This window comes from Rhizobium sp. 05L429 (genome assembly GCF_056397645.1).
Genome location: NZ_JBFTNV010000019.1, coordinates 98257 through 123351 on the forward strand (window position 1 = coordinate 98257; position 25095 = coordinate 123351).

28 protein-coding genes are annotated in these 25095 nt (G+C 59.9%); 22 read left to right on the forward strand and 6 right to left on the reverse strand.

Annotated elements, in window-relative coordinates:
- Nucleotides 1–102 precede the first annotated feature (102 nt).
- Nucleotides 103–432, reverse strand: coding sequence for a helix-turn-helix domain-containing protein (locus AC1DNW_RS20495; protein WP_477854190.1), 330 nt, complete (start codon nt 430–432; stop codon nt 103–105).
- 175 nt (nt 433–607) lie between these two features.
- Here AC1DNW_RS20495 and AC1DNW_RS20500 point away from each other — a divergent pair, with 175 nt between their 5' ends.
- The 11 genes from AC1DNW_RS20500 (at nt 608) to AC1DNW_RS20550 (ending at nt 7313) form a co-directional block, all read left to right on the forward strand.
- The gene (locus AC1DNW_RS20500; protein ID WP_477854191.1) at nt 608–865 is read left to right on the forward strand and encodes a hypothetical protein; all 258 of its coding nucleotides are present in this window, start codon (nt 608–610) and stop codon (nt 863–865) included.
- Entirely contained in the window at nt 858–1088 is a 231-nt protein-coding gene (locus AC1DNW_RS20505) for a hypothetical protein (protein ID WP_477854192.1), read from the forward strand. Before AC1DNW_RS20500 ends, AC1DNW_RS20505 begins: the two co-directional genes overlap by 8 nt.
- Nucleotides 1088–1390: a hypothetical protein gene (locus AC1DNW_RS20510; RefSeq protein ID WP_477854193.1), complete on the forward strand. Its 303-nt coding sequence runs from the start codon at nt 1088–1090 to the stop codon at nt 1388–1390. The genes AC1DNW_RS20505 and AC1DNW_RS20510 overlap by 1 nt, the downstream gene beginning before the upstream one ends.
- Before the next feature lie 190 nt (nt 1391–1580).
- Nucleotides 1581–2630 carry a hypothetical protein gene (locus tag AC1DNW_RS20515; RefSeq protein ID WP_477854194.1) on the forward strand — a complete coding sequence of 350 codons (1050 nt, stop codon included), beginning with the start codon at nt 1581–1583 and terminating at the stop codon, nt 2628–2630.
- Nucleotides 2630–2806, forward strand: coding sequence for a hypothetical protein (locus AC1DNW_RS20520; RefSeq protein WP_477854195.1), 177 nt, complete (start codon nt 2630–2632; stop codon nt 2804–2806). The genes AC1DNW_RS20515 and AC1DNW_RS20520 overlap by 1 nt, the downstream gene beginning before the upstream one ends.
- Before the next feature lie 3 nt (nt 2807–2809).
- A complete protein-coding gene (locus AC1DNW_RS20525) occupies nt 2810–3094 on the forward strand; it encodes a primosomal protein N' family DNA-binding protein (protein WP_477854196.1) in 285 nt (94 codons plus the stop codon).
- A complete protein-coding gene (gene bet, locus AC1DNW_RS20530; RefSeq protein ID WP_477854197.1) occupies nt 3094–4089 on the forward strand; it encodes a phage recombination protein Bet in 996 nt (331 codons plus the stop codon). Before AC1DNW_RS20525 ends, bet begins: the two co-directional genes overlap by 1 nt.
- A gap of 570 nt (nt 4090–4659) precedes the next feature.
- Complete coding sequence (locus AC1DNW_RS20535) at nt 4660–5607, forward strand: hypothetical protein (protein ID WP_477854198.1); 948 nt, start codon at nt 4660–4662, stop codon at nt 5605–5607.
- Nucleotides 5600–6364, forward strand: a complete 765-nt coding sequence (locus tag AC1DNW_RS20540; protein ID WP_477854199.1) for a DUF5131 family protein — start codon at nt 5600–5602, stop codon at nt 6362–6364. Before AC1DNW_RS20535 ends, AC1DNW_RS20540 begins: the two co-directional genes overlap by 8 nt.
- Nucleotides 6361–7077 (forward strand): hypothetical protein, encoded by a 717-nt coding sequence (locus tag AC1DNW_RS20545; RefSeq protein WP_477854200.1) that lies wholly within the window; start codon nt 6361–6363, stop codon nt 7075–7077. The genes AC1DNW_RS20540 and AC1DNW_RS20545 overlap by 4 nt, the downstream gene beginning before the upstream one ends.
- On the forward strand, nt 7074–7313 hold the full coding sequence (locus AC1DNW_RS20550) for a hypothetical protein (RefSeq protein WP_477854201.1): 240 nt from the start codon (nt 7074–7076) through the stop codon (nt 7311–7313). The genes AC1DNW_RS20545 and AC1DNW_RS20550 overlap by 4 nt, the downstream gene beginning before the upstream one ends.
- A 326-nt stretch (nt 7314–7639) precedes the next feature.
- Here AC1DNW_RS20550 and AC1DNW_RS20555 read toward each other — a convergent pair whose 3' ends face one another.
- The gene (locus tag AC1DNW_RS20555; protein ID WP_477854202.1) at nt 7640–7837 is read right to left on the reverse strand and encodes a hypothetical protein; all 198 of its coding nucleotides are present in this window, start codon (nt 7835–7837) and stop codon (nt 7640–7642) included.
- A 118-nt stretch (nt 7838–7955) separates the two neighbouring features.
- On the opposite strand from AC1DNW_RS20555, the gene AC1DNW_RS20560 reads away from it, so the two are divergent.
- The 4 genes from AC1DNW_RS20560 (at nt 7956) to AC1DNW_RS20575 (ending at nt 10733) form a co-directional block, all read left to right on the forward strand.
- Nucleotides 7956–8339 (forward strand): HNH endonuclease, encoded by a 384-nt coding sequence (locus AC1DNW_RS20560; RefSeq protein WP_477854203.1) that lies wholly within the window; start codon nt 7956–7958, stop codon nt 8337–8339.
- A gap of 38 nt (nt 8340–8377) precedes the next feature.
- Entirely contained in the window at nt 8378–8794 is a 417-nt protein-coding gene (locus AC1DNW_RS20565; protein WP_477854204.1) for a hypothetical protein, read from the forward strand.
- Nucleotide 8795: 1 nt separating this feature from the next.
- Complete coding sequence (locus AC1DNW_RS20570; RefSeq protein ID WP_477854205.1) at nt 8796–9362, forward strand: hypothetical protein; 567 nt, start codon at nt 8796–8798, stop codon at nt 9360–9362.
- A 228-nt stretch (nt 9363–9590) separates the two neighbouring features.
- On the forward strand, nt 9591–10733 hold the full coding sequence (locus AC1DNW_RS20575) for a tyrosine-type recombinase/integrase (RefSeq protein WP_477854206.1): 1143 nt from the start codon (nt 9591–9593) through the stop codon (nt 10731–10733).
- 308 nt (nt 10734–11041) lie between these two features.
- Here AC1DNW_RS20575 and wrbA read toward each other — a convergent pair whose 3' ends face one another.
- Entirely contained in the window at nt 11042–11638 is a 597-nt protein-coding gene (gene wrbA / locus AC1DNW_RS20580) for an NAD(P)H:quinone oxidoreductase type IV (protein WP_113297848.1), read from the reverse strand.
- 230 nt (nt 11639–11868) lie between these two features.
- On the opposite strand from wrbA, the gene AC1DNW_RS20585 reads away from it, so the two are divergent.
- The 7 genes from AC1DNW_RS20585 (at nt 11869) to AC1DNW_RS20615 (ending at nt 21712) form a co-directional block, all read left to right on the forward strand.
- Nucleotides 11869–12645, forward strand: coding sequence for a competence/damage-inducible protein A (locus AC1DNW_RS20585; protein ID WP_113309168.1), 777 nt, complete (start codon nt 11869–11871; stop codon nt 12643–12645).
- A gap of 99 nt (nt 12646–12744) precedes the next feature.
- Nucleotides 12745–13587, forward strand: coding sequence for a universal stress protein (locus AC1DNW_RS20590; protein ID WP_113297850.1), 843 nt, complete (start codon nt 12745–12747; stop codon nt 13585–13587).
- A gap of 168 nt (nt 13588–13755) precedes the next feature.
- Nucleotides 13756–14253, forward strand: coding sequence for a xanthine phosphoribosyltransferase (gpt, locus tag AC1DNW_RS20595; protein ID WP_113297851.1), 498 nt, complete (start codon nt 13756–13758; stop codon nt 14251–14253).
- Nucleotides 14254–14435: 182 nt separating this feature from the next.
- Nucleotides 14436–15026 (forward strand): hypothetical protein, encoded by a 591-nt coding sequence (locus AC1DNW_RS20600; protein WP_113297852.1) that lies wholly within the window; start codon nt 14436–14438, stop codon nt 15024–15026.
- Nucleotides 15027–15608: 582 nt separating this feature from the next.
- Entirely contained in the window at nt 15609–19421 is a 3813-nt protein-coding gene (locus AC1DNW_RS20605) for a vitamin B12-dependent ribonucleotide reductase (protein WP_113309169.1), read from the forward strand.
- Nucleotides 19422–19709: 288 nt separating this feature from the next.
- Nucleotides 19710–20381 carry a response regulator transcription factor gene (locus AC1DNW_RS20610; protein ID WP_113309251.1) on the forward strand — a complete coding sequence of 224 codons (672 nt, stop codon included), beginning with the start codon at nt 19710–19712 and terminating at the stop codon, nt 20379–20381.
- Nucleotides 20381–21712: a sensor histidine kinase gene (locus AC1DNW_RS20615; RefSeq protein ID WP_113309252.1), complete on the forward strand. Its 1332-nt coding sequence runs from the start codon at nt 20381–20383 to the stop codon at nt 21710–21712. The genes AC1DNW_RS20610 and AC1DNW_RS20615 overlap by 1 nt, the downstream gene beginning before the upstream one ends.
- A 290-nt stretch (nt 21713–22002) precedes the next feature.
- Here AC1DNW_RS20615 and AC1DNW_RS20620 read toward each other — a convergent pair whose 3' ends face one another.
- The 3 genes from AC1DNW_RS20620 to AC1DNW_RS20630 form a co-directional block, all read right to left on the reverse strand.
- On the reverse strand, nt 22003–22992 hold the full coding sequence (locus AC1DNW_RS20620) for a potassium channel beta subunit family protein (protein WP_113309253.1): 990 nt from the start codon (nt 22990–22992) through the stop codon (nt 22003–22005).
- A 283-nt stretch (nt 22993–23275) separates the two neighbouring features.
- Nucleotides 23276–23464, reverse strand: a complete 189-nt coding sequence (locus AC1DNW_RS20625) for a hypothetical protein (RefSeq protein WP_113309276.1) — start codon at nt 23462–23464, stop codon at nt 23276–23278.
- Nucleotides 23465–23645: 181 nt separating this feature from the next.
- The coding region (locus tag AC1DNW_RS20630; protein ID WP_477854207.1) for a dihydroxyacetone kinase family protein at nt 23646–25095 on the reverse strand (1450 nt) is incomplete at its 5' end.

Consider the following 25095-nt stretch of genomic DNA (forward strand, 5'->3'; position numbering starts at 1 on the left):
CTCAGTGCAAGAACCTGAAAATAGATATCTAGAAACGTTATTTAGCCTACCGTTATTAGGGGGGGCGCTAGTGCACTCTCGCCAAGGGGGCGCTAGCGCACCCTAGAGAGCTTCCCAGGCAAAGATCAGGCGGTAGTGATTGACGGCACGATTCCGTCTTCCGCGCTGAACCTGCTCTTTCTCGATCAACCCCTCGTCGATCAGTTTCCCGACGGCTCGCTTCACTGTCGAAGGGTTCAAATTCAGATCCTTCGCGATCGTCTTTTGCTGGTGCTTGGTGTGGTTGTCGCGCCGGTTCATATGCACGGCAATGAAAATTCCCACCCGCTGACAATCTGCTGAAAGGTATGGCCGCCCCAATACGTGGCGGATCCATTCGTCGCGGTTGCGGTACCAAAGGCCCGCTTCGGATAATTCTGGCTGGTTTTGCATGCCGGGAAGCTACGCCGTCTTCACCCCCTTCGTCAAATGAATGTTCATGTCATTCACTTTTGCGCTTGACTGATTTGTGAATGCGATGCACATTAGCCCTCACAGCAGCCGACTGAGCCCGCTCTAAGCGAAGTCCGCAAAACGGTCTGCTGGACCCAAAACGAGGATGACGGCGATGCAGCACATTCGATCAATCGAGACGGAACAGTCCAAGCGGGACGCCCGCTGGAACGCAGCTCGCACGATCGACGACTGCAACGCCTACATGGCGATCGAAGCCCAGCGTATGGGCGCGCTCGCTGCTCCTCACATCGAAGCCAACGCCTGGAAAGGCCCGTCGTGGGTCCGTGGCGCGACCTCTGCTCGTCGCGGTCACTACGACTATGCCCGCCAGATTATGGGCATCACGAACGAGGATCAGTTCTATGCGTAACCTCTCCTACGCAGATGCCCTCCGCGCTCTCAACCGCGCCGCATGGGATGCCGTCACCGCCAGCAAAGGCGTCGTGACCGAGGGGAACCCGGATTACCGGGTCCTTCGTGACATGGCTCGCGAGACGGACCGGCTCGTCGACGAACTGCCGAGCCGTATGGCCGACTTCTCCGGCGAGGTTCCGGCGCTTCAGTCTGCTCTCGTACAGGGAGCTCGGATCTGATGAGCCAGCGCATCCCCACCGGCGGCCCCGCTTTCCCCGGCAACCACAGCTACATCGACGGCATGCCGTCCAATTACGAAGGCATGACGCTTCGCGACTGGTTCGCAGGACAGGCTGTCCAGGCAGTCGTCACGCAATGCGGGTCGGACTCCGACGTCCATCGGTACGCCGGCGGCCCAGCTCAATATTTCGCGATGAAGGCCTACGAACTCGCGGACGCCATGATCGCCGAGAAGTTCAAGGCCGACGAGATCAACATGCAGGCACGGAAAGAGGAGATGGATGATGACCGTCCCTTCTGAAATCCAGGCCCGCCTCGCCGACATCAACGCCCGCTGCGCAGCCGCTCAGGCCGATCGCGACCGGCAGTTTTCACCCTTATCGGTCTCCACATGCTGGTGATCGTCGGCGCCCTCTTCCTCTTCGTATCGATCCCGAGCTGCAACGAAGGCCTCCGCCAGCAGCAGCTTGCCAATCAGGAGAACGTTTCCCATGGCTGAACAGTCAATCGGCGCGCTCGCGTCCAAAATCGTCGGCCCGTGGGGCTGGTGGCAGGCTGCGCTCAAGAACCCTGCCGCGATCGGCAAGACGCTGCCCGTTCATGATGGCGATGCTCAGCAGGGCTACTACCGCGCCAAGAACAAGGACAAGACCTTCGACCCGGTCGCGATCTTCTATCCGGAAGGGTCGGAGCAGTTGGTTGCCTACCGAGCCGGCCGCGAGGTTCGCGCCGAAGACATCTGGTCGTGGTGCTGCCGGTATCCGGTGACATACGAGGCCTACAACGCCGCGCTCGAAGGCAAGGGCTGGCCTGACGACGACAAGGTCGTTGCCGCCCAGTTGGCTCCCGCGCCTGCTCCGGCCGATGAGCCGACGATCGGAGACAACTCCGGCGAGGTCGACGAAGCCACCACACTCAAGGATCAGATCGAAGCCGCCCTCGCCGGCATGAAGGCTTACGAGAAGATCACCGACGACAAGACCGCCGAGAAGGCGCTGTCGCTTCGCAACCGGCTGAACGAACTCTCCCGCGAGGCCGACAAGATCCGCACCCGAGAGAAGGAACCGCACCTGGAAGCCGGCAAGGCCGTCGACGCCAAGTGGCAGCCGCTGGTTAAGAAGGCGAAGGCTGGCGCGGATCAGGTCCGCGATGCGATGTCGACGTGGGAGACTGTCAAGCTGCAGCGCCGCCGCGAGGAAGAGCGCAAGCAGCAGGAAGCGGCCCGCGCCGCCGAGGAAGCCCGCAGAGCCGCTGAACAGCCCTCTGGCGAGCAGCAGGGCGAAACCGCGGTCCTCGAAGCTCCCAAGGTCGACGTGCAGCCGGACACGGCACCCAGCACCATTCGCGGCTCGTACGGCAAGGCTGCAAGCGTGTCCGCCAAGACCGTCGTGAAGGACGTGACCGACTGGCCGGCGCTCGCCGTCTACATGTCGAGCCATCCGGAAGCGCAGGCTCTTCTGCGGCAGCTCGCCCAGCGTGCGATCGACGCCGGCCGGACGGTACCGGGGATCACGGTCGAAGAAGTCGCGACGGTGCGCTGATGTTGGTCCGCCTCTTCCTCATCATTTTCACGCCGCCGTTCATGGTGTGGGTGTTCGTTGCCGAACTGTGGCGCGAGGTCAAGCAAGCGCCTTGGTACGCATGGACCGAATGCCGGATCGAGTTCGATGCCGTGCGCCGCGCGTGGCGAACCAAAACCCTCATCAGCAAGGATTGACCGATGACCGATCTGTTCACGCCTGCCCGCCTCGTCGCTGCCGTCCGCTTCAAGTGGCAGAAGGGCGAAGATACCAAGACCTACGACTATTTCGTTCCGGCCGGACTCGAACTCGCACCCGGCGACCGCGTCGTTGTCGAGACGAAGCGCGGCGAGACCGAGGTCGAGGTCGTCGAGGTCAAGGCCGCATCCGACAAGGCCGAGAAGACGATCATCCGTCGCGCCGATCCGGCCCCGGGCGCCTCGGAAACTCCCGCCGCCGCTCCCGTAGAGGATTTCAATTTCTGATGAACGCCATCGCCCAAATCCAGCCCTCGCGGCTTCCCATCGCTTCGTCCGTCGCCAGGGAGTTCAATATCCAGCCGGCGGAATGGCGCGTACTGGTCGAGCAGATCTTCCCGAACGCCAAGACGGTTGAAGCCGTCACCATGGCGCTTTCCTACTGCCGCGCCCGCAACCTCGATATCTACAAGAAGCCCGTTCACGTCGTGCCGATGTGGTCCAGCGCGCTCGGAAAGATGGTCGAGACCGTTTGGCCAGGCATCGCCGAGATCCGAACCACTGCGGCTCGCACCGGCGAATATGCTGGCATCGACGAAGTCCAATTCGGTCCGATGGTCGATCGCACGTTCTCCGGCCAGACCGGGAGCGGCAACCGCGCCGAGACGATCACGAAGACGGTCAAGTTTCCTGAGTGGGCCAGCGTCGTCGTCTACCGGTTCGTGAAGGGCCAGAAAATCGCCTTCCACACCAAGATCTTCTGGGAAGAGACTTACGCCAGCGTCGGCAAGTCCGACGTCCCGAACGACATGTGGGCGCGACGGCCCCGTGGCCAGTTCGACAAGTGCGTTGAAGCGGCAGCGTTGCGCAAGGCGTTCCCGGAAGAAGTAGGCAGCATGTATGCGGCCGAGGAAATGGAAGGCCGTGTCATTGACCACGACCGCAACGAGAAGGCCACTCCCGAGCCTCCAAAGCCGCCAGCACCTCCTGCGCCGCCGGCTGAAGATGAACCTGCTGTCGAAGACGCAGTCGTCATCGAGCACGATGAACCGACAGTCGAGGAAGTCGCAGCAGCCAATGCGGAGGTCATAGACGATACGACCTATTTCGAGCAGCTCGAAGACGCGCTCGCCGTCGTTTCCGACTTGGCTTCCCTCGAAGAAGTCTGGACCGAGTTCGATACGATGGCTCGCTTCGACGGCAAGCCGCAGGCGGAAACCAACCAGGCGATCGCCAAGGCGATCCGCAAGCGCGCCGAGAAGCGCATCGGGGGTGCCTCGTGAAGGTCTGCTCTATTGATGGGTGCGGTAAACCCGCGAAGGGCCGCGGCTGGTGCGCAATGCATTGGAGGCGCTGGCGGACTACCGGAGATCCATCCAAGACGAACGGTACTCCTCAGGGCGAGCCTCAGAGGTTCTTGAAGGAAACTGCCTTCAGGTACGAAGGGGACGTATGTCTTATTTGGCCCTATGGGGTGGATAATAACGGCAACGCGCGCGTCTGGAATGGCTCTCGAATGGAGGCTGCGGCGCGTCTCGTATGTCGGCATGCGAACGGGCCAGCCCCATCGAAGCAACATGAGGCAGCCCACTCGTGCGGGAAGGGCCACGTCGGATGCATTACGAAGAAGCATCTGCGGTGGAAAACCCACGCCGAAAATATGGCGGAGATGGTGGACCACGGGCGCTCCACCAGAGGAGAGAAATCCACCTCAGCGAAGCTAACCCGCGAGCAGGTAGCAGAAATCAGGTCTCGCCGTGGAACAGCTCTCCAGAGGGAAATAGCTGACGAGTTCGGTGTAGCCAACACAACCATCTGCAAAATTCAAATTCGCCAAGCTTGGGAGTGGCTCAATGACCAAAACTGAGTATCCGGCTCTAAGAATGACGATCGACGGCGGCCGGCTCATCCCGGCCGGCCCCTTCGACGCAGAGCGCCTCAACAGCTATCGCCGCGGCACCGTCGTTTATGTCCGCTTCACCGAAGAGAAAGACCGCGTCCTGATCAGAAAATGGTTCGCCGTGCTCGGCCTGGTGCTCAAGCAGTGTCAGACTCCGTGGAAAACACGCGACGAGGCTCACGAGGCGATCAAACTGGCGCTCGGCATCGTCAATCTCTCCAAGACGGTCGGCGGCGACTACATGCAATATCCCCGCAGCCTTTCCGAGCTCGAGGATCCTGAACTGCAGGAAGCGCTCGACCAGATGATCGAGCTGCTCAGCCATATGACCGGCGTTGATGTCGCGACACTCCGCAAAGAGACGGCGCATGTCGACGAAGAGCCGGCGCACGATCCGCAAACCGGCGAGATCATCGAAGGCGAGGTCCTGCCACCCGAAACACAGAATTCCGACGCACCACCCCCGCCGTCGGATGAGCAGCACGTCGAGCCACAGACGTCTGCCGAGGAGGCCGGTACCACCCCCGAGCCGGTCTCCTCCCCCGATCCTGATGCTTCTGCCGCCGTTGAAGCATCGGACAGTGCCGGCGATCCTCCCCCCGCCCCTTCAGGATCGCAGGCACCTGAAACAGAGAACGATCTCCTGATCCAGTTCGCTCGCGATGTTCTGCCTATGGCCGCCGACACGACCATCTCGCCCAGTGCGACGAAAGCCGTCGAGAAGGAGTGGGCGCCGCTGATCATGGCTATGTCCGCAGATGGTATCGCCAAGGCGCGGACCATCAGTGAATCCATGCGGGCGATCTCGAACAGTCCGGCGAAGCTTGGGCCGGCGCTGGAGCACTTCGCGCACGCCCTGGAGACGACCGTCGAAGTCCTGAGAGGTGACGACAATGGGTGAAATCACCAAAATTGAGTGGTGCGACCATACCTTCAACGGATGGATTGGTTGCACGAAAGTCTCGCCGGCGTGCGACGGATGTTACGCCGAGAACCTCATGGCGAACAGGTATAAGCGCGTGGAGTGGGGCGCCGGTGAAGATCGCGCTCGCACCAGTACGGGCAATTGGCGCAAGCCGATTGCCTGGAACAAAGCAGCGCAGATAGCCAGAACACGCCCGTTCGTCTTCTGCTCGTCCCTCGCCGATGTCTTCGACAACGAAGTCGATGAGAAATGGCGCTATGACCTGATGAACCTCATCGAGGCCACGCCGCAGCTCATCTGGCTGCTTCTCACAAAGCGCATCGGCAATGTCATGAAGATGACGGACCCGTCTCGCGGGAACCGAATGCTGCCGCGGAATGCCGCCATAGGGGCGACGATCGCCAACCAGCCGGAGTACGATCGGGACCGGATGAAGCTCTGGGAAGTGAAGGAATCACTTGCCCCCATGTTCACCTTTGGCAGTTATGAGCCCCTGCTCGGTCGCGTCATCCTCGACAAGTACGCACCGGACTGGATCATCACCGGTGGCGAAACGGATCAGGGGTCGCACAAAGCACGCGACACCGACACTGACAACTTCCGATATCTGCGAGACCAGAGCCGCGAACTCGGTCGGGCCTTCTTCATGAAGCAGATGCCGCGCAAAGCGCCGATCCCGGATGATTTGCTGATCCGCCAGTGGCCGATCGAGCGCGGGAGGATCGCGGCATGAGTGATCTCCCGATTCTCTTCTCCGCGCCGATGGTGCGCGCGATACTTGACGGACGGACGACGCAGACCCGGCGCATCCTTACCGGCTTGGGCGATCAGCCGATCGTCGAATATGACGGCATGTTCATGTGGAAGCAGGGATATCGTTGGGGGCCAGTTCCAGACCCGAAGTTTCCGCCGGGCGTCCGCTGCAAAGTCGGAGATCGCCTCTATGTCCGCGAGCACTGGCGGACGTTTGTCAGCCTAAACAATGTTGCCCCACGCGATCTATTGCAGCCCGGCAAGGGCGCGGGCATTCGCTACGAGGCAGATGGACACGGCCTCGCCCTGACGGCAGCCGGAGAACGATGGGAAGGCCCTCGGGATGATGCTGCGGCGTTCGGCAAGCACCGGCGGGCCATGCATATGCCGAAGTGGGCATCGCGGATCACCCTGACCGTCACCGATGTCCGCATCGAACGGCTGCAGGACATCAGCGACGATGACGCGATAGCCGAAGGCATCGAGTTCAATCCACGCCTGGATCCGGTTGGCCAGTGCAAATGGCGGCACTACGGGAAAGAGAGCACGGGCATTTATCCGCCATCCGCCTCGTACGGCACGCTTTGGGACAGCATCAACGGCCCCGGTGCTTGGGACGATGACCCCTGGGTCGTCGCCTACACCTTCACCGTCCAGATGCAGAACATCGACCAGATCGCGAGGGCAGCATGATTCCCTCCGAAGAACTCACCGCCGTCTTCAAGATGCACACCGTCGGCGGCAGCCCGTTCACCCGCCGCCAAGCGATCAACATCGCCGACTGGTTCAACGTCACCCCGAAACAGATCGTCGCCCAGCTTGAGGCGGCCAAGCTCATCCCGGAAGGGTCTTGGGACTGGTTCGCGACGATCGGCGGAATCACGGTCGATCAGATCCGGGAAGTTCGGGAGGGACGCGCCAATGGCTAACGACCTCACCCGGCCAATCGATGGCATTGAGAACCGTACAGCGCAGGATGGACCGCAACTGCAGCATGTTCCTTCAGTAACGCAGCATCCTAATGTTGAAAGATCAAAGCGGGAACAAACAGGCACAAAAAAGAGCCCCGCGCTGGCGGGGCAAGAGTTGACATTTGGAAAGGGCCGCCAGGGCGGTGTGGGACAGTCACCGAGCGGCACTCGCGTAACGCACCATGCGAGAAAATGTTCCGGAGGAGGCAAGCGCAGCTATAAGCCTGACCTGATCGCGCCCACAGTACCGCAAGAGTTGTACTTCGATGGCGGCGTGGAGCGGTTTAGTAGCCTTCGGTGGCGACCGTGTGGACAACCCGGAGCAATGCCTCGTCAATGTCAGGCACATCGAGGAGAGAAGGATCGTTGGACAGCACTAGGAGCGCGCGCTCGGCAAGACGGGCAACATCGCCATCATCCGTTGCGAAATGTCTTGCGAACCGTCTCAATGTACTTGGTACAAGCTCTGACGTGTCGAGCATGTTGCACCCTCTTTTACGCGATCAGCAGGCGCGCTTTCACGCATCCGTTGATTGGCGCCAACAGCGCCACATTTTACGCTAACGCGCCTTCAGAGTCGATTGCGACGGGGGACGCACCATGAGCAGAAGCGTCCCTGAGTGGGTTGGCAAGCATGATGACCAGAAGGTGCCCGACCGCGTCCGGATCCGCGTGCTCGAGCGATATGGCCATAAATGCTATCTGACCGGCCGCGAGATCCGCTCAGGTGATCCCTGGCAGATCGAACATATTGTCTCGCTCATCCTCGGCGGCCAACACCGCGAGAACAACTTCGCCCCAGCCCTGTCTGAGCCGCACAAGGTCAAGACTGCTGTCGAGATGAAGGTGAAGTCGAAGATCGCCCGAATCGCCAAGAAGTCGTTTCTCGCTAAGAAAAAGTCCAGCCTGACGAATCCGCGGTTTAAGCGTCTCATGGACGGCACCGTGGTCGATCGTAGGACGGGGGAGGTTATCAGCAGATGAGCTTGCCATATTCCAACAGCACGTCCGGCCGATCCGCGATGGACGATATCCGCAAGACCATTCAGGCTTTCGGTTGCTCGAAGTTCGCGCCGATGGAAGATTTCAATGCTGGAACGGTCACCATCCAGTTCGAGTATCGGGGCCGGATGGTGCAGGTCACCGCCAGCGCGAAGGGATATGCAGCGGCCTGGCTGCGGCAGAACCCGTATTCAGCCCGCATGCGCATGTCGAAGGTCGAGCACGAGCGCCGGGCCTTGGAGAAAGGTCAGATCGCCGTCTGGTCGATCCTGCGCGATTGGATCAAGGGCCAGCTTACCGCGATCGAGACCGGAATCCTGTCGTTCGATGCGGCGTTTTTGGGACAGATCCTGCTGCCGACCGGAGAGACAGTTCACGAACGCATTTCGACGCAGGGGCTTTTGCCCGCGCCGGCCGACCAGCAGAAAGGGCAATGAGATGAGCGACAATCACCCCGCGATTGGCATCGCCAAGGCCGCCGAAGGCCCGAACATAGCCTTTATTGCCGACTGCCTGCGGAACTATGCGGCGCTCCTCGACGGTGGGAACGACGGCCTGGAACCGGATTACGCGAGCCCTCGCTACCGCGGGGGGAACGGAATGACCTCACCCCACAATATGTGCCTCGATCGCAGCGGCGATGAAGGCCTCTCGGGCCTCGTCAAGGGAACCGTAGCGCTGGATCGCAAGCCTGCACGCAGTCTTGGCTACTTCGAATTTTGGCCCTCTTTCCGCAGGCCACCTGTTCCAAAGTTGGTCCAGAGCCTCTTTCGGGCCGTCTATCGTCTCCGGCATGCCGTCACCAATCCGCACGATGACCGGAGTTTCCCAAAGGATTACTTCGGAAAAAACATCTCTCTGCTGGCTCATGTTTCTCCTCCAAACAAAGTTTGGCCGGATGATATTTTAGGTCAGAGAGCGGAGAGGACAATAAAAAAAGATAATCGCACCATTGTCTTTCTTGCGCAGACCCGACCTCCCTCTAAGGGGGAGGTGGGGACCTGATGAGCGATTTCCCCTACTGGCCGGCAGCCCTCGATCTGAAAACAGCGGCCGCATACTGCGGTTGCTGCCCCGAGACGTTCAAGCGCATCTGCCCGGTAAAGCCTATGCAATTCACGGAATCCACAAGGGGCGAAAGATATCTTCGCCTCCGCCTTGACGAATGGCTGGCTTCTATCGATCCAAACAAGCAGAATGCCGCCCCAGCGCGTAAGTTCGGGGACAGGCTCAATGGTGGTGCGAGTGAAGCTCGAAGGGCTTAACATCGTCAAAGCGCGGGAGAAGTGGTACGTCTACCCTCGCGCCGGCGGCGATGCCATTATAAGAGGCTTCGAGGGGACGCGCGATGAACTCGTCAAGCTGTTGGGCAATGCGCAGCCCATGGACGCCTACAATCGTCCGCGCATTATCAAGCGTTCAGCGAAGAGCTTCCCGATCGAGACCTTGGGCGGTTTCATCCACTGGTACACGAACGGCGATATAGACGCCGATCCGAAGGCCAGACAGGCTAAAGCCGGGAAGCTGGAAGACGGATACCCGAAATGGCAGACGCTGGCGTCATCCACCCGCGAAAGCTACCTGAAGGGGTTCGATTACCTCAGACCAGAATACGACAGCCCCCTTCGAGATATCACCCAGCCAGACCTCTACGAGGTGCGCGACAAGTGCGCCAATATGAAGTGGCCACGATTCGCGGATCTGATGATTGCCGCCCTCTCGTCCCTCTTCCGACAAGCGGTAAAGCGCGGCAAGATGCCGTTCAATCCCTGCCTCGGGATGGATAAAGCCCACAAGTCGGACCCGAACGCAAACCGGGAATGGGAGGCGGACGAGCTTCAATACGTGCGCGACAATGCGCCGCTCGAGGTTCTAATCCCTGTCATGCTCGCTCGATTCGCCGGCCTTCGAGGTCAAACGATCGTCGAGGTTAACCGGAAGCAGCTCAGACCACACCACCTCACCGGCCAGGCCGTGCGCTACAAGGCACGCAAGAACAACAAGATGGTCACCCTCCCCGTTCTGCCCGAACTGCAGACGTTCATCACGTCATTGAAAATTCAGCGCGCCGACGGACTGATATGCGTCCGTGACGACGGGAGCCTATGGCCATCTGAAAAGGAAATGCAGACGCGCGTAAGCCACTGGCTGAGAGACCAGGAGCGCGATGAGCACATCGGGAGCGGCACTACACTCCACGGCCTACGGGTGAGTTATGCGGCTTGGTGGAAGAGATCGACGGGAGCAAACAACAGGGAGATCGCCGATTTGCTCGGGGACGAGTCGGAGGCGATGGGCGCTCATTATACCCGCCACGTTGAAACAGAGGCGAATATCGCTCGGGCATTTAGCCGGGTGAAGAAAAATGACCCCTAAAATGTTTTGCAAAATCTCGTTTTGTTCTATCGTTTTCTATGTTGAAATTAAGCCATATCGTGCAAAACGCATGTAACGAATATTGCCTGATTTCAACGCGTTAGCGATTTATGCAAGAAATTTTAAGTCTCTTGCGTCTACCAGTTTCGCCACGCTCGCGCGCCGTCCAGATCAACGACTTGGGCGGATTCGTCAAGAAAATGTTTGCGCGACCCACGGCGACCGGAGAGCCTACCTAAGGTATCACCGTGTCAAAATAAAACGGCGGCCCCAAGGACCGCCGTCTCACAGAAAGATTTTAGCTGAACTCAGGCGAGCTTTGCAGTGATCTTGGCGACATGTGCGCCCTGATACTTGGCAGCTTCAAGCTCGATTGCCGAAGGCTGGCGCGAGCCGTCGCCGTTGGTGATAGTGGATGCGCCGTAGGGCGAGCCGCCCTTGACTTCTTCCGTGCCCATCTGCCCCTGGAAAGCATAGGGAAGGCCGACATAGGCCATGCCGTGATGCAGGAAGGTCGGGACGAAGCCGAGGATCGTCGATTCCTGGCCACCGTGCTGCGTGGCGGACGAGGTGAACATCGAGCCGACCTTGCCGACGAGCTTGCCGGTGAACCACAGGCTACCGGTCTGGTCCCAGAAATTGCGCATCTGCGAAGCGACCGTGCCAAAACGCGTGCCGGCGCCGACGATGATCGCATCGTAATCAGGCAGTTCGTCAACGGTGGCGATCGGCGCTGCCTGGTCGACCTTGTAGTAGGATGCTTTGGCGACTTCTTCCGACACCAGTTCCGGAACGCGCTTGACGACGACATCAGCGCCGGCGGATTTCGCGCCTTCGGCTACGGCATATGCCATGGTTTCGATGTGGCCATAAGCCGAGTAGTAGAGGACGAGAATCTTCGCCATTGTTATCTCCATCAAAGGATTGATTGAATTTCCTGACCGCAAGGGTTCTATCAGCGCATCCGGTTGAACACAGCCCTGCCCCGAAGAACTCACTGTTCACTGGCTGTAGACGAAAATTCACTTGCCCTTTCGTTTGGGGTTGAACGAGCCTTCAGTTTAGCCGCTTTGCCGTTTGCAAAACGGCTAAACGACGCTACCTATTTGCAAGCTTCACACCACGGAATATCCCCATGAGCAATGAGACCGTCGTTACCGCCGCCATGCTAGCCATCGGCGACGAGCTTCTTTCCGGCCGTACCAAGGACAAGAATATCGGCCACCTCGCCGACATGCTGACCATCTCGGGCATAGACCTGAAGGAGGTTCGCATCGTCGCCGACGAGGAGGATGCGATCGTTGAGGCGCTAAACGCGCTCCGCGGCAAATACGACTATGTCTTCACCTCCGGCGGCATCGGACCGACGCATGACGATATCACTGCGGATGCCGTCTCGAAGGCTTTCGCCGTGCCCTGCGAACATGATGCGGCGGCGATGGCGCTGCTCGCCGAGATGTACAGGCGCCGCGAGATGGAATTCACCGAGGCTCGTCAGCGCATGGCACGCATGCCACGCGGTGCAGCCCATATCGCCAACCCGGTTTCGACCGCGCCCGGTTTTGTCATCGGCAATGTCTATGTGATGGCCGGCGTTCCGCAGGTGTTTCAGGCGATGGTCGACAATGTGCTGCCGACGCTGCGGACGGGCACGCCCGTCGTCTCGCTCGCCATCGCCTGCCCATATGGCGAAGGGGAGATAGGCACGCCGCTGGCGGCGATCCAGAAGGCGCATCCGGAGACCAGCATCGGCTCCTATCCGCGTTACGTGGGGCAGAAATTTTCGACCGAGATCGTGGTGCGTGGTCGCTCGCAGGATATAGTCGAGGCTGCGGGTGCGGACGTGCGGGCCATGATCGAGGATATCAGACGCAGGAAGGACATTGCCGAAAACCATTCGGCGGAAGCGTGAAGACTGTGTGCGGCCTTGATCCCGGTCAAGGAACCGCCCCGCATTCCCGAGCATTTCTTTCCTCGCGGACCATCATTTCAGCCGCAACGGAGAATTGATATGTCTTATAAAACCATTCTCGCCATTCTGGATACAGCAGACAATAGTGGCGCTGTTGCCGATTTCGCCTTTGCCATCGCCGCAGAAAGCGGCGCCCATGTGATCGGCCTACATGCCGAAACGATCGCCGCCGTCCCGCTGGTCGCGCCGATGGAAATTCCCGATCCGGTCGCCGTGCAGGCGCTTCAGGACATGGCCCATGCCGAGACCATCGAGGTCGAGCGTATCTTCCGTGCCCGTGCCGATGCTGCAGGCGCTTCCTTCGAATGGCGAGCTTTTGTGACGTCGACCGGATACGGCTCTGCACCGCTGATCGAAAGCGCGCGCAGTGCCGACCTGCTGATCGCCTCGCAGGCTGATCCGGCACGGCCCTCCGACAGCCACGTGGACGTCGACGAATTCCTGTTCGAGAGCGGCCGGCCGGTGCTGATGATCCCCTACATCATCCGCCAGCCGAAGCCGATCAAGCGTGTGCTGATTGCCTGGAACGGCTCGAAGGAAGCAACGCGAGCCTGCTTCGATGCCCTGCCGATATTGAAGGCCGCTGAAGCCGTAGAGATCTTCTCCGTCGATCCGGCCGAGACCGCAACCCGATCGGCGACGACTGCCGGCGCGGAGATCGCCGCAACGCTTGCACGCCACGGCGTGAACGTGACGCTCGCCACGGCCGCAAGTGGCGACAAGAACGCCTCGCACGTCATCGAGAACCGGCTTTCGGACGACAGCATCGACCTTCTCGTCATGGGTGCCTACACGCATTCCTGGCTGTGGCAGACGATCTTCGGTGGCACGACGAAGACACTTTTGCAGTCCATGACGGCGCTGACATTGCTGTCGCGTTAACGTCGCTCTTGCGTTTTGCCTCCAAATCCCGCTAATTGCGGCGACCGATGATATCAGGCTTCGGCATCCATCGCGCAGTTCCGGCTGCGCGATTTGCGTTTTGCCAGCCGATACCCACGCGGTCGCCGGCAAACGGCGTGTTGTTTTTTCATGCCGCGGAGTAACCCGATGTCCCTTCCCGATAAAGCCTTCCCCGTTTCCTGGGATCAGTTCCACCGTGATGCGCGTGCGCTTGCCTGGCGGCTTGCCGGACTCGGCCAGGAGTTCAAGGCGATCGTCTGTATCACCCGTGGCGGCCTCGTTCCGGCGGCGATTATTTCGCGCGAGTTGAACATCCGCCTCATTGAGACGGTCTGCGTCGCGTCCTATCACGACTACGTCAATCAAGGCGACATGGTGCTGCTCAAGGGCATTGCGCCTGAACTGATGGAAAACGGCGGCGAAGGCGTGCTTGTCGTCGACGATCTCACGGATACCGGCAAGACAGCCGCTCAGGTGCGTGGCATGCTGCCGAAGGCGCATTTCGCCTGCGTCTACGCCAAGCCGAAGGGCGTGCCGACGATCGATACCTTCATCACCGAAGTCAGCCAGGACACCTGGATCTACTTCCCCTGGGATATGGGCTTCACCTACCAGGAGCCGATCGCCAAGGGCGCTCGCGGCTAACAGCCCATGCCGCGAGTAACCTCCGGCTTTACGACCGAAAATTGTCCCAATATTTGTCTCCCCGATAGCAGCTTCCAGCCCCGTTCGGTAACGTCCATTTTATTTTATTAGCATAGGCTCAGGCAACTACCGGTCGCAATAACCGGATATAAAGTGTAGCTGAATGCGGTTGGGGAAACGCAATGGCGTGCTGGGGCAAGATACGAACGGCAGCGGCCTTCGGGCTGATCGGCTGCCTGTTTCCTTATACGCCTGCCGGGGCCGAGCCGGCCTATATCAGCGTCGTGCGCGAATATGTCGAAACATTCGTCCGGCCGGTGGTTAAGGCTCCCGTCGTCCTGAAGGCGATCGAGGAGCAGAACGCCAGATTCAGCGATGTCAGCGAGATGGACATGCGGGTGCTGGACGAAACCTACCAGGCGGAGGTCGCCCAGGGCAATTTCCAGATGGTCAGGGCGCTGGTGGCGAAATCCGTCTCGCATTATCTCAAATCGAAGCAGGATGATTCGCAGGGAACGATCCTCGAATTCTTCGTCACCGACTGTCACGGGCTGAATGTCGGACAGAGCACCATCACGACAGACTACTGGCAGGGCGACGAGGATAAGTTTCTGCAAACCTTCGCCCGCGATTCGCAGGAGATCTATATCAGCCCGGCGGAGCGCGACGAGTCGACCCAGCTTCTGGAAACCCAGGCAAGCTTCGTGATCACCGACGAGGCGGGCAAGCCGATCGGCACGGCGACCGTCACGATTGCCATCGACGCCCTCTAGAAAGTGCTGATTTCCCTCAACGAATCGCCATGCGCATTTGCGTCTCAAAAGCCATCCTAACTTTTACCGCAGCCGGTTTTTTTGGCATTCCGGCCTCTTCCTAGCCTGGTCGTTGCTGCAAGCCCTTGTATTTTCAGGCTTACCCGACTTTCCCCAGTCTTCACAAGGCCATCCACAAGATGTTGTGGTTAGCATTCGGTTAAGTTCCACCCCTTGACGGAATCAGCCGTTTCAAACTTAATGTTTCAGATGTTGCGGCGGCGACTGAACCGGAGGTAACGAGACCGGTTCTCCCAAGGAAAATTAAACGCAGAATCAGGGTGTTGGACCGCCGAACGCGGTGACGCCTGCAGGATTTTTTGCGCCTTTTTCCAGCCTCAAAAAGCGACATCGGGGACTGGTAAAAATAAGCTGTTAACACTATATTTAGTGTTTGCAGCCAGCCTCACCACAAGATACAGGACAGACATCTCCGGATGACATCCTGTCACAAGACGGAACGAGCACTGGCCGCGCGAAGGGACAACGCGTAGCCGGACGGGAATTTTGCGCCCTTTCGGGTGCCAACAAGAGGTTAAGAACATGCGCATCGAACGTCGGTTTACGAAGGCTGGTCAAGGCGCCTATGCGGATATCGAATTCCGCAAGGCGACGAGCGAGATCAAGAACCCGGATGGGTCGATCGTTTTCCGCCTCGAGAACATCGAAGTTCCCGCGCAGTTTTCCCAGGTCGCCACCGACGTCCTGGCGCAGAAATACTTCCGCAAGGCCGGTGTCCCTGCCCGCCTGAAGAAGGTTGAGGAGAACAGTGTCCCCTCCTTCCTGTGGCGCTCCGTTGCCGACGACGCTGCGCTGAAGGATTTGCCGAAGGACGAACAGACCGGCTCGGAAATCGACGCGCGCCAGGTCTTCGATCGTCTCGCCGGCACCTGGACCTATTGGGGCTGGAAGGGCGGCTATTTCTCTTCCGAGGAAGATGCGGCAGCGTTCAAGGATGAGCTTGCCTATATGCTCGCCACGCAGCGCGTTGCCCCGAACTCCCCGCAGTGGTTCAATACCGGCCTGCACTGGGCCTATGGCATCGACGGCCCCGGCCAGGGCCATTTTTATGTCGATCCCTTTACCGGCAAGATTACCAAGTCCAAGTCTGCCTACGAACATCCGCAGCCGCATGCCTGCTTCATTCAGTCCGTCGAAGACGATCTCGTCAACGAAGGCGGCATCATGGACCTCTGGGTTCGTGAAGCGCGTCTCTTCAAATACGGCTCCGGGACCGGCTCCAACTTCTCCATGCTGCGCGGCGAAGGCGAAAAGCTTTCCGGCGGCGGCCGCTCCTCCGGCCTTATGAGCTTCCTGAAAATCGGCGACCGGGCTGCCGGCGCCATCAAGTCTGGCGGTACGACACGCCGTGCGGCCAAGATGGTCGTCGTCGATATCGACCATCCCGATATCGAGGAATACATCAACTGGAAGGTCAAGGAAGAGCAGAAGGTTGCCGCTCTCGTGACCGGCTCCAAGGTCGTCGCCCAGCATCTGAAGGCGATCATGAAGGCCTGCGTCAATTGCGAAGGCGACAATGGCGACTGCTTCGACCCTGCCAAGAACCCCGCCCTGAAGCGCGAAATCCGCGCTGCCAAGAAGGATCAGGTTCCGGAAAACTATGTCCAGCGCGTCATCCAGTTCGCCCGCCAGGGCTACAAGGACATGGAGTTCAAGACCTACGACACGGACTGGGATTCGGAAGCCTATCTCACCGTTTCGGGCCAGAACTCCAACAACTCCGTCTCGATCAAGGACAACTTCCTGCGCGCTGTCGAGGAAGATGGCGATTGGAACCTGACCGCCCGCAAGGACGGCCGGGTGATGAAGACGCTGAAGGCCCGCGATCTCTGGGAAACGATTTCCTATGCCGCCTGGGCATCGGCCGATCCGGGCATCCACTTCAACACGACGATGAACGACTGGCACACATCGCCGGCCGGCGGCCCGATCCGGGGCTCGAACCCGTGCTCGGAATATATGTTCCTCGACGACACCGCCTGCAATCTTGCCTCGTTGAACCTCCTGCAGTTCAAGGACAAGGCGACGAAGCGCATCAATATCGGCGACTACGAACATGCCGTTCGTCTGTGGACCGTCGTGCTCGAAGTCTCGGTCATGATGGCGCAGTTCCCGTCGAAGCGCATTGCCGAGCTTTCCTACGAATACCGCACGCTCGGCCTCGGCTACGCCAATATCGGCGGCCTGCTGATGTCGACGGGTATCCCTTATGACAGCTCCGAGGGCCGCGCCATTGCCGGTTCGCTGACGGCGATCATGACCGGCGTCTGCTACGCGACATCGGCCGAAATGGCTGCCGAACTCGGACCATTCCCGAACTTCGCGCCGAACCGCGAGCACATGCTTCGCGTCATCCGCAACCACCGCCGCGCTGCGCATGGCGAAAACACAGGCTACGAGGCGCTTTCCGTGAACCCGGTCGCGCTGATCCATTCGGAAAACCCCGACCAGGATCTCGTAGCCCATGCGAAGTCTGCCTGGGACAAGGCGCTTGAGCTCGGCGAAAAGCACGGCTACCGCAACGCGCAGGTCTCGGTTATCGCACCGACCGGCACGATCGGCCTCGTCATGGATTGCGACACGACCGGCATCGAGCCTGACTTCGCTCTGGTGAAGTTCAAGAAGCTCGCCGGCGGCGGCTACTTCAAGATCATCAACCGCGCCGTTCCGGATGCGCTGCGCACGCTCGGCTATTCCGAAAGCCAGATCGCCGAGATCGAAGCCTATGCTGTCGGCCACGGCAATCTGAACCAGGCTCCGGCCATCAATCCCTCGACGCTGAAGACCAAGGGCTTTACCGACGAGAAGGTGGAAGCCGTCAATGCCGCTCTGAAGAGCGCCTTCGATATCAAGTTCGTCTTCAACCAGTGGACGCTCGGCGCCGACTTCCTCAAGACCACTCTGAAGGTCTCCGACGAACAGCTCGGCGACATGAGCTTCAGCCTGCTCGACCATATCGGTTTCTCGAAGAAGGACATCGAGGCTGCCAACATCCATGTTTGCGGTGCGATGACGCTGGAAGGCGCGCCTTTCCTCAAGAAGGAGCACCTGCCGGTTTTCGATTGCGCCAATCCGTGCGGCAAGATCGGCAAGCGTTATCTCTCGGTCGAAAGCCATATCCGCATGATGGCGGTTGCCCAGCCCTTCATCTCGGGTGCGATCTCCAAGACGATCAACATGCCGAACGAGGCGACCGTCGAGGATTGCAAGAACGCCTACATGATGTCCTGGAAGCTCGGCCTGAAGGCGAACGCCCTCTACCGTGACGGCTCCAAGCTTTCCCAGCCGCTCAACGCCTCGCTGATCGAGGACGAGAGCGACGAGGATGCGCTTGAGGATCTGATCCAGCAGCCGGCAGCGGCCCAGGCCGTGACGGTGACCGAGAAGATCATCGAGCGCGTGATCGAGCGTGTTTCCCGCGAACGCGAGAAGCTGCCGAACCGCCGCCAGGGCTATACCCAGAAGGCTGCCGTCGGCGGTCACAAGGTCTACCTGCGGACCGGCGAATTCGGCGACGGCCGTATCGGCGAGATCTTCATCGACATGCACAAGGAAGGTGCCGCCTTCCGTGCGATGATGAACAACTTCGCCATCGCCATCTCGCTTGGTCTGCAATATGGCGTGCCGCTGGAAGAATATGTGGAGGCGTTTACCTTCACCAAGTTCGAGCCGGCCGGCATGGTCATCGGCAACGACGCGATCAAGAACGCCACGTCGATCCTCGACTACGTGTTCCGCGAACTCGCCGTCTCCTATCTCGGCCGTCACGATCTCGCCCATGTCGATACGTCTGATTTCTCCAACACGGCGCTCGGCAAGGGTATCCAGGAAGGCAAGACGAACCTGCTTTCCACCGGCTGGACCCGCGGCTACAAGCCGACGCTGGTCTCCAATACCGGCATCGAACGTCAGGGCGGCGAGCCGAAGGGTGCGGCAACTGCGGCCCCTGCCCGCGCTTCCTCGACCGGCTCGGTGACGTCGTTTGCTGGTGCTGCCGCCCGCAAGCTGGAGCCGACAGTGGCGATTTCGACTTCCGAAATCGTCGCCTTCAAGCGCGACTATGAAGAGCGTGCCAAGGAATTGGCAGAAGAGATTGCCGAAGAGGTGATCGAGGAAACCGGCACCGAGGCAACCGCCCTCTTCTCCGACAAGGCCGCAGCCGACGCTGCCTCCGCCAAGACGGAAGCCAAGAAGGTGGAAGCCGAACGCCGCGCCCGCTCGATCATGCAAGGCTACACGGGCAACATGTGCGGCGAGTGCCAGAACTTCACGATGGTGCGCAACGGCACCTGCGAGAAGTGTGACACATGCGGCGCGACGAGCGGCTGCAGCTGATTTCTTCGGGAAAATTCAGGTCGGAGCAGACCCACCAGAAAGCAACTCCAGGCGCGCAAGTGCCTGGAGTTTTTCGTTCGGAGGCGATTGGTATCTCATGGGATTTGCCAGGCTCAGACCATCTCGGGAACGACTAATGACTATTGCTCCTGTGGCGAAAGGCGCACGATCATGCGATCTCCTTTATCCAACTCGTAGCGACCCATGACTTCCCTCGCTCGAAACGCTCACGCCGTAATCCTGTCGCAATGGTCGTCGTGAACATAGGATCGAAAAGGTGGGCGAGACATGAAGATCCTGTTGGTCGAAGACGAGACAAGGCTGGCGGAAGCGGTTGCGGCTTCGCTTAGCAAGAAGGGCATCGCGGTGGACCACACCGCTCTTCTTGGGGATGCAATCGAGCTGGCTCGACAACAAACCTACGATGCGATCCTGCTTGACAGACGCCTGCCAGACGGCGACGGCATCACATTCATTCCTTGGCTACGAAGCTCCGGCGTCGTGACCCCGGTCATCGTCCTGACTGCCAGAAACGAACCGGCGGAAAGGGTCGCGGGCTTGGACCTCGGCGCCGACGACTATCTGGGCAAGCCGTTTCTGATGGAGGAGCTTTTCGCTCGACTGCGCGCTGTCATGCGACGCCCGTCGGCCTTGGCGGAGCCGTCCATAATCGCAGGACGGATGACCGTGGATCCGATCCGGATGGACGTCATGGTCGGTGAACTGCAGCTCGACCTGCCTCGTCGAGAGCTGATGGTGCTCGTTACCCTTGCGAAGCGAAAAGGTAAAACTGTCCTCAGATCGGCGCTGGAAACCGAAATCTACAATTACGAGGAGACGATCCAATCCAACGCGCTGGACGCTCATGTGTCGCGACTGAGAAAACGCCTAACTGACGTGGACGCCGGCGTGTCCATCCACAACATCCGCGGGGTCGGATATCTGCTGAAGGAACATTGATGCGATTTCCGAATACGTCGCTGTGGTGGAGACTTAACTGGCAGCTCAGCCTGCTATTCGTCGGCACTACGGCATCGGTGATCGTCGGGCTGTGCATCTACGGGGCGATGATCCTTTCTCCGAACGTCAGCATGGAGCGCCGGCTCCTGAGCGCCCTGGAAGGATCCCTGAGCTACGAACCTGGACGAGGGCTTCGCATCGAAGACAGCGAACGGCTCCGAGCGTTGAAGAATGATACCCCAAATCTCTTTTTTTACGCCGCAGCCCCGGACGGAACGGCAGTGGCATATGGAAATATTCCACCTGCCTACACACAGCTCGCCAAGTTCGTGCCGCTTATCAAGGACGCCGACATTCGTGGCACGGGAGCAACCGCCCCTGTACCGGCTTCAGTCGACGACATCGAGATCAATACGACCGAGATCCGGGTGCTTTATGGCGGCCGCAACGGAAACGAGTCGATATTCCTCACGATGCTTGGCGGCACATACAAGATCTACGTGCCCCTGCTTGCAGTTACCCTGCCCGCCCTCTTCCTCGCCGTGCCGCGACTGGTCAAGCGTTCGCTCTCAGGATTGAGCGAGGTCGTTCGGAAAGCGCCGGAGATCGACCCGCGCCAGCCAGGATCTCGGCTGCCAGTGGATCGAGTTCCGAGCGAAGTCGTTCCGCTTATCCACGCATTCAATTCTGTTCTGGAGCGGCTCGAGCAGCAGTTCGCAGCCAGAGAACGTTTTCTCATCGATGCCGCACACGAGCTCCGCACGCCGATCGCGGTCATGCAGACGCGTATCGATACGACACTGGAAGGAAGCACGCGCGACACCATGATGGATGACATCGGCCGTCTAAGGGAGACGGCGGAACAATTGCTCGACTTCGAACGGAGTGAGCAGTCTCTCGAGCCACATGAAAATGTCGATCTGGTGGAAGTCGCCAGAAACGTCGTCGCCGACCAAGCCCCGCTCGCCATAAGAAATGGATATGAAATCTCGTTCGACAGTGACGTGGACGAGCTTTATCGGCTGGCAAGCCGGTCGGCGATGTCACGCGCCATAGGCAACCTTGTGCGCAATGCGATCGACCATGGCGGAAATAGCGGCACGATATCGGTGCACGTGTTCCAAAACGGAGGAATCTCGGTCTCGGACGAAGGCCCGGGAATTCCATCAGCGCATCGTGACCTCGTGTTCGAACCGTTCTACAGGGTCACGCCGCGCAGCACAGGTGCCGGTCTCGGATTGAGTATCGTGAAGCAGATCGTGACCCGTCACCACGGGAGCGTAGCTCTCGAAGGTAGTCTGACGGGAACCACGGTGACCATCAGCCTGTGACAGATACATTTTCCGTCCGATTCTGCCCTTTTTCGCATGGTGTCGCAAAGGTAGGATCGCAGGCGTCCAGCCAACAAGGTCAAGACAGGGCCTTGGCTACAGTGAAGTCATCAACCCACCAGCACGCGTATGAAAGACCGGTTCGAGGCGATCAACTTGGCTGCCACCCGTTCCAACGCGCGGTCAATGAAGGGGCAGTGAAAATGAAATGGCCGAACCATAAAGGTCCGGCCATTTTCCTATTAGAATAAAGATAAGAGCAGAGGTGCTCGATCTAGCTTTGGCCTTGCCTAGAAGCGGCGCGGTGCTTCCGGCTTGTTGCCGACGATGCTGTCGATGCGCTCCAGCACGTCTGATGTCACCTTATCCTTATGCGACAGAGCCGCGAGATTGTCCTGCAACTGGCTTGCACGCGATGCGCCAAGGATGACGGTCGAGACGTGCTTGTTGGCGAGGCACCAGAGAAGGGCGAGATGGGTGATCGACAGGCCGATCTCGTCTGAGAGCTTTGCCAGCTCGCGAACCTGTGCAAGCTGGGCGCGGCCGGCATCGGTCGACCACTTTTCCTTCAGCCATTCGTAGCCTGGCAGGTTCATGCGGCTGTCGGCCGGTACGCCATCATTGTATTTGCCGGTCAGAACGCCGGAGGCGAGCGGTGACCAGATGGTGGTGCCGAGGCCGATCAGGTCGTAGAGCGGAAGGTAGTCGGCTTCGACCTTCTGGCGTTCGAAGATGTTGTATTGCGGCTGCTCCATGGTCGGCGGCGTGATGCGCAGATCCCGGGCGACGGCGTAGGCTTCCGTCAATTGCTGCGCGGACCATTCCGACGTGCCCCAGTAGAGCACCTTGCCCTGGGCGACGAGATCGTGCATCGCGCGGACCGTTTCCTCGATCGGCGTGTCGATATCCGGGCGGTGGCAGAAGTACAGGTCGAGATAGTCCACCTGCAGCCTTTTCAGCGCTGCGTGGCAGGCGTCCGTCACATGCTTGCGCGACAGGCCGCGCTGCGTTGGCTTCTGGCCTCCCCAGAAGACCTTGCTGGAGACGACATAGCTGTCGCGGCTCCAGGCAAGCGACTTCAGCGCCTCGCCCATGACGATTTCGGACTTGCCGCTTTCGTATCCCTCGGCATTGTCGAAGAAGTTTATCCCATTGTCGTAGGCGAGCTTCATGAGATCGATGGCATCGCCGCCATTGACCTGCTTGCCGAACGTGACCCACGATCCGAAGGAGAACTCGCTCACTTTCAGACCCGATTTTCCCAAACGACGATATTCCATCATGCAGCTCCCATTGGTTATGAAAATGGGCCGCCTCGGGACCGAGGTCGGCGTGGTGTGAATCAAGCAATTATCGATTTTTTGTACTCTATGTCATCGGCAACGATATGCGAAGCTCCGCCATCACAGGAAACTGCGTCCTTTCGCATCACCTCTGTTCATCTGACAATATTGGATCGCTTTCAATGACTTCAACGGCGAAAGCCGTCGCTACCCGGTCCGCTGTGCTAGCGATCCAGCATTCAGTCAACTTCGGAACCTCGTCTGGCGGACCGGCAGTTTGTCAATAACTGCAAGGTCTATCGTTGCCAAATCCGCCCAGGCACGCCGGTCGGAGCCCAAAGTCAGCGCTTCGCCCATACCCGACCGAGCCGGTCTGGATCGAACTATCCGAGCTCGTCGTGCAGGACGATGCCATGACTATGACGACGACAGCTGCCCCGGCTGCCAACAGTTTTCGAAATTGGGACATTTTATTTACCCCCATACCGATAACGACGACATCGGAACCCCATTACAGGCTCGTGTCATCGCTAGGGAAATAGGCTGGTCCGAAGCTCCGGAAACCGCGCGAGCAATCAAGATTTCGTCATTCATGCAGCCTGCAGAAATTCGCAGCCGGGTGTTAAACCCACCGGCTGCCAGAACTGAGACTAAGCCTCATTCGCCCCTATTGCCTTAAGCCACACGGTCACTGCCACTGCACCACCGTCCGGATGACCGATAGCCCGGTCGCCGAGGTAGCTTGCACGGCCCAGCCTTGGCCACATCGCCTTCGTCGCTTCCGCGCCGGCAATTCCGGCGGCAATCGCCTCCTGCCAGGCTTCTTGGGTTGCCTGTCCCTTTCCAAGGTTCGCGATGAAGGCATCCGCTGCCGGGCGCAAGGCGTCGATCATGGTCCTGTCGCCGGGCTTTGCTCCGCCGAGGTCGGAGACGGCCTGAACGGCGGCGGAGAAGGCTTCGGCCATCTCGACTGATGTCGGGGCCTCAATGCCTGCGAGCTGGCGTGACGCGCGCATCAGGGCTGTGGCGTAGAATGGTCCGGAGCTGCCGGCAATTGCGCGTCTGACGGCATCGCCCATCGCCATCAGGCCGCCTGCGACATCCGCAAAGGCAGTGTCGGGAAGTGCTAGAACGGCTTCGGCACCGCGCGTCATGCTGGCGCCGAGATCGCCATCGCCGGTGATGCTGTCGAGTTCGGTCAGATGCGCTTCTGCGGCGATCAGGGCGTTCGCGATGTTGTGCGCCGCCTTCTGGAGCTGCCTGCCGGAGGCAGTGATCGCGCGGGTTTCGGCTGGGTTTTCAGCCGCCCGTGATGAAGGGAGCTCCCGGTTGCGATTGACCACTCCACCCCTTGGCCAGGCATCTGCCTTTGTCGGCGCATCGATCAGTTCGAGGAACCTGATATCGACATGCAGGATGGAGAGCGAGAAGCCCGGCATGTCCAGGGCGGACAGGAGCGTGCCTGCCCAGGCTCGTTCGACCGCCACACCTTTGCTCTCAAGCGCTGCGAGTGCAGAGCGGGCTACGATCGACAGTTCCATCGGCGGGGTCGCGCCGAGACCATTGATGAGCAGGGCGACGCGATCGCCCTTCTTGAGCTTTCCGTCTGCCTCGATCGTTTCCAGCACGATCGACACAAGCTGGTCGACCGGCGCGATCGGCATCCGCCGAACACCCTGCTCGCCATGAATGCCGAGGCCGACTTCGATCTCCTGTTCACCCAGGGAGAAACCCGGCTTGCCGACGGCCGGCAGGGTGCAAGATCCAAGCGAGATGCCCATGGAGGAGAGTTGCTCGGAAGCCGAGCGGGCGATGCGGGCCACGTCCTCCAGCGGCAGGCCCTGCTCGGCGGCGGCGCCTGCGAGCTTGTGGACCAGAACCGTGCCGGCGATGCCGCGGCGACGGTCGGCAGGAACGGTTTCCCGCAGCGCAACGTCATCGGCGACAACGACGATCTCGACGGGGATGCCTTCCGCGCGCGCTAGTTCCGCCGCGAGGCCGAAATTCAGGCGGTCGCCCGTATAATTCTTGACGATCAGCAATGCGCCGGCCTGGCCGCTTGCGGCCCTGATGCCAGCAAGAACGGCATCGGTGCTCGGC

Coding starts and splice junctions, on each gene's coding strand:
- AC1DNW_RS20505 (WP_477854192.1), top strand. CDS start 858: ATGCGTAACCTCTCCTACGCAGATGCCCTCCGCGCTCTCAACCGCGCC.
- AC1DNW_RS20570 (WP_477854205.1), top strand. CDS start 8,796: ATGAGCGACAATCACCCCGCGATTGGCATCGCCAAGGCCGCCGAAGGC.
- AC1DNW_RS20625 (WP_113309276.1), bottom strand. CDS start 23,464: ATGTCCCAATTTCGAAAACTGTTGGCAGCCGGGGCAGCTGTCGTCGTC.
- AC1DNW_RS20575 (WP_477854206.1), top strand. CDS start 9,591: ATGGTGGTGCGAGTGAAGCTCGAAGGGCTTAACATCGTCAAAGCGCGG.
- gpt (WP_113297851.1), top strand. CDS start 13,756: ATGTCCCTTCCCGATAAAGCCTTCCCCGTTTCCTGGGATCAGTTCCAC.
- AC1DNW_RS20600 (WP_113297852.1), top strand. CDS start 14,436: ATGGCGTGCTGGGGCAAGATACGAACGGCAGCGGCCTTCGGGCTGATC.
- AC1DNW_RS20540 (WP_477854199.1), top strand. CDS start 5,600: ATGGGTGAAATCACCAAAATTGAGTGGTGCGACCATACCTTCAACGGA.
- AC1DNW_RS20585 (WP_113309168.1), top strand. CDS start 11,869: ATGAGCAATGAGACCGTCGTTACCGCCGCCATGCTAGCCATCGGCGAC.
- AC1DNW_RS20510 (WP_477854193.1), top strand. CDS start 1,088: ATGAGCCAGCGCATCCCCACCGGCGGCCCCGCTTTCCCCGGCAACCAC.
- AC1DNW_RS20525 (WP_477854196.1), top strand. CDS start 2,810: ATGACCGATCTGTTCACGCCTGCCCGCCTCGTCGCTGCCGTCCGCTTC.
- AC1DNW_RS20515 (WP_477854194.1), top strand. CDS start 1,581: ATGGCTGAACAGTCAATCGGCGCGCTCGCGTCCAAAATCGTCGGCCCG.
- AC1DNW_RS20605 (WP_113309169.1), top strand. CDS start 15,609: ATGCGCATCGAACGTCGGTTTACGAAGGCTGGTCAAGGCGCCTATGCG.
- AC1DNW_RS20550 (WP_477854201.1), top strand. CDS start 7,074: ATGATTCCCTCCGAAGAACTCACCGCCGTCTTCAAGATGCACACCGTC.
- wrbA (WP_113297848.1), bottom strand. CDS start 11,638: ATGGCGAAGATTCTCGTCCTCTACTACTCGGCTTATGGCCACATCGAA.
- AC1DNW_RS20615 (WP_113309252.1), top strand. CDS start 20,381: ATGCGATTTCCGAATACGTCGCTGTGGTGGAGACTTAACTGGCAGCTC.
- bet (WP_477854197.1), top strand. CDS start 3,094: ATGAACGCCATCGCCCAAATCCAGCCCTCGCGGCTTCCCATCGCTTCG.
- AC1DNW_RS20560 (WP_477854203.1), top strand. CDS start 7,956: ATGAGCAGAAGCGTCCCTGAGTGGGTTGGCAAGCATGATGACCAGAAG.
- AC1DNW_RS20610 (WP_113309251.1), top strand. CDS start 19,710: ATGAAGATCCTGTTGGTCGAAGACGAGACAAGGCTGGCGGAAGCGGTT.
- AC1DNW_RS20535 (WP_477854198.1), top strand. CDS start 4,660: ATGACCAAAACTGAGTATCCGGCTCTAAGAATGACGATCGACGGCGGC.
- AC1DNW_RS20520 (WP_477854195.1), top strand. CDS start 2,630: ATGTTGGTCCGCCTCTTCCTCATCATTTTCACGCCGCCGTTCATGGTG.
- AC1DNW_RS20590 (WP_113297850.1), top strand. CDS start 12,745: ATGTCTTATAAAACCATTCTCGCCATTCTGGATACAGCAGACAATAGT.
- AC1DNW_RS20495 (WP_477854190.1), bottom strand. CDS start 432: ATGCAAAACCAGCCAGAATTATCCGAAGCGGGCCTTTGGTACCGCAAC.
- AC1DNW_RS20500 (WP_477854191.1), top strand. CDS start 608: ATGCAGCACATTCGATCAATCGAGACGGAACAGTCCAAGCGGGACGCC.
- AC1DNW_RS20555 (WP_477854202.1), bottom strand. CDS start 7,837: ATGCTCGACACGTCAGAGCTTGTACCAAGTACATTGAGACGGTTCGCA.
- AC1DNW_RS20545 (WP_477854200.1), top strand. CDS start 6,361: ATGAGTGATCTCCCGATTCTCTTCTCCGCGCCGATGGTGCGCGCGATA.
- AC1DNW_RS20565 (WP_477854204.1), top strand. CDS start 8,378: ATGGACGATATCCGCAAGACCATTCAGGCTTTCGGTTGCTCGAAGTTC.
- AC1DNW_RS20620 (WP_113309253.1), bottom strand. CDS start 22,992: ATGGAATATCGTCGTTTGGGAAAATCGGGTCTGAAAGTGAGCGAGTTC.